The following is a 1,637-nucleotide window of genomic DNA, read 5'->3' as shown; positions in this document are numbered from 1 at the left end:
GCCGAGTTGGATGAGGTTGCGGGCGGTTTCGCGCGTCGCTTGCTCGCGGCCTAACTCGATACCCTCCTCGCGCGCCACAGCGAGCAAGGTGACCTCGTCACGCAGGGCCTTGTCGCGCGCCTCGGCCCAGTAGCGTTCTTCTTCATCAGCGCTCATCGCGCGCAGCTTGCCGATGGCTTTTTGGACCGGGGGGTGGCTTAGGCTGCTCATGAGGGTCTCCTCCTGCCAGTGTTCGAAGTAGGCAATCCAGGCCGAGAGGCGCTCGGGGCTCAGGCGCGCATCGAGCAGGCTGACCTCGACAATGGGCGGCTCGTGGCTGCGCACGGCATTGATCAGGTCGAGCAGGAGCTCGGGCGCTTCGGAGAAGATGCGGAAGAAGACGTAGTCGTTCTTGGGATCAGTGCGACATGAGGTCGCATAAATGATTGATATGCTAGACATATCCGGCTGTACTTCCAGCCGTAGCCTACCGGCACATGCGGGATTGGTAACGAACCCGTGTGAAGCTGCCGGGACAACGCAACCTGTGAATAAATCCACAAGGCCGAACCGTGAGGTAACGCCAAGTCTGCCAGTATCAAGGCGGTAGGGAGCAAGGCTTGGAGGGAAAGATGAACACATGTGAATCAGCGATAAAGACCGTGAAGAATGAATGGCCAAAGATACTGATAGGCCATAGCCAAAAGGCAACGAATCCAGGAGCAGAGGCTTGATCCTCCTCTGTCGAAGTCACCAACGGATTCCGGTCAATAGCTGGCATCTTCCCCCTCCGTGTCATCTATGCGGAACATGGTAAGCCCGTATTCCTGCCCGACAAGGGCAGGTGAATCGCAAGTGAAGCTGTTGGGAATGCGGGTATGGGAGGACGGAGAAAGCAAATGCCCGACTGTAATGGTCGGGATAGGGGTTATATCCTCGACCCGAAAGGGTGCCCACTTCCGTCTGGTCTTAGGTCACGAGATAACCAGTAGAACCACCCAAATGGGAGCAAAGCAAATGACGGTGACGCAAGTCGCTGGTGCAGCACCCGACCCTGAAGTGGGCTGGCACGACATTGATTGGGCCAAAGCCCACAAAGAGGTCGGGCGGCTACAGGCGCGTATCGTGAAGGCAGTGAAAGAAGGCCGCTGGAACAAGGTGAAAGCCTTACAAAGGCTGTTGACCAACTCGTTCTCGGGAAAGGCAATCGCTGTAAAACGAGTCACCGAGAACCAAGGAAGACGGACGCCTGGCGTTGATGGAGAGCAATGGAATACTCCAGCGGATAAATCCAGAGCCCTATCGTCCTTGAAGCGGTACGGGTATCAGCCCAAACCGCTCAAGCGGGTGTACATCCCGAAGGCAAACGGCAAGAAGCGACCACTCGGCATCCCGACGATGAAAGACCGGGCCATGCAGGCACTCTACCTGCTGGCCCTGGAGCCCATCGCGGAAACCACGGCTGACCCGAACTCTTATGGGTTTCGGAAAGGTCGCAGTACCAAGGATGCGGCTGCACAAATCTGCATCGTGCAGTCCAGGAAAGATAGAGCCCAATGGACCTTGGAAGCAGACATTACCGGATGCTTCGATTAGGCATCTTGATGCTCCTGTGAAAAACGCACGCTGTTGAGCTGACCCTCACGCAGTTGGTTCAA

The 1,637-nt window shown here is 56.8% G+C and carries 1 protein-coding gene and 1 pseudogene; one reads left to right on the top strand and one right to left on the bottom strand.

What is annotated here, in order from left to right; genetic code table 11:
- Positions 1-441, bottom strand: a 441-nt coding sequence (locus tag VBE63_RS28905; protein WP_323686428.1) for a hypothetical protein, incomplete at its 3' end; no start/stop codon positions are given.
- Positions 442-996: 555 nt separating this feature from the next.
- Between VBE63_RS28905 and VBE63_RS28900 the strand changes: the two are divergent.
- Positions 997-1,572: pseudogene (locus VBE63_RS28900) on the top strand (reverse transcriptase N-terminal domain-containing protein); the annotation flags it as partial.
- Between the last annotated feature and the right edge of the window lie 65 nt (positions 1,573-1,637).

Source organism: Lamprobacter sp. (assembly GCF_034860625.1).
Classification (GTDB): Bacteria; Pseudomonadota; Gammaproteobacteria; order Chromatiales; family Chromatiaceae; genus Lamprobacter.
The sequence above is the reverse complement of the archived record's forward strand: the minus strand, read 5'-3'. Positions and strand labels throughout refer to the sequence as shown.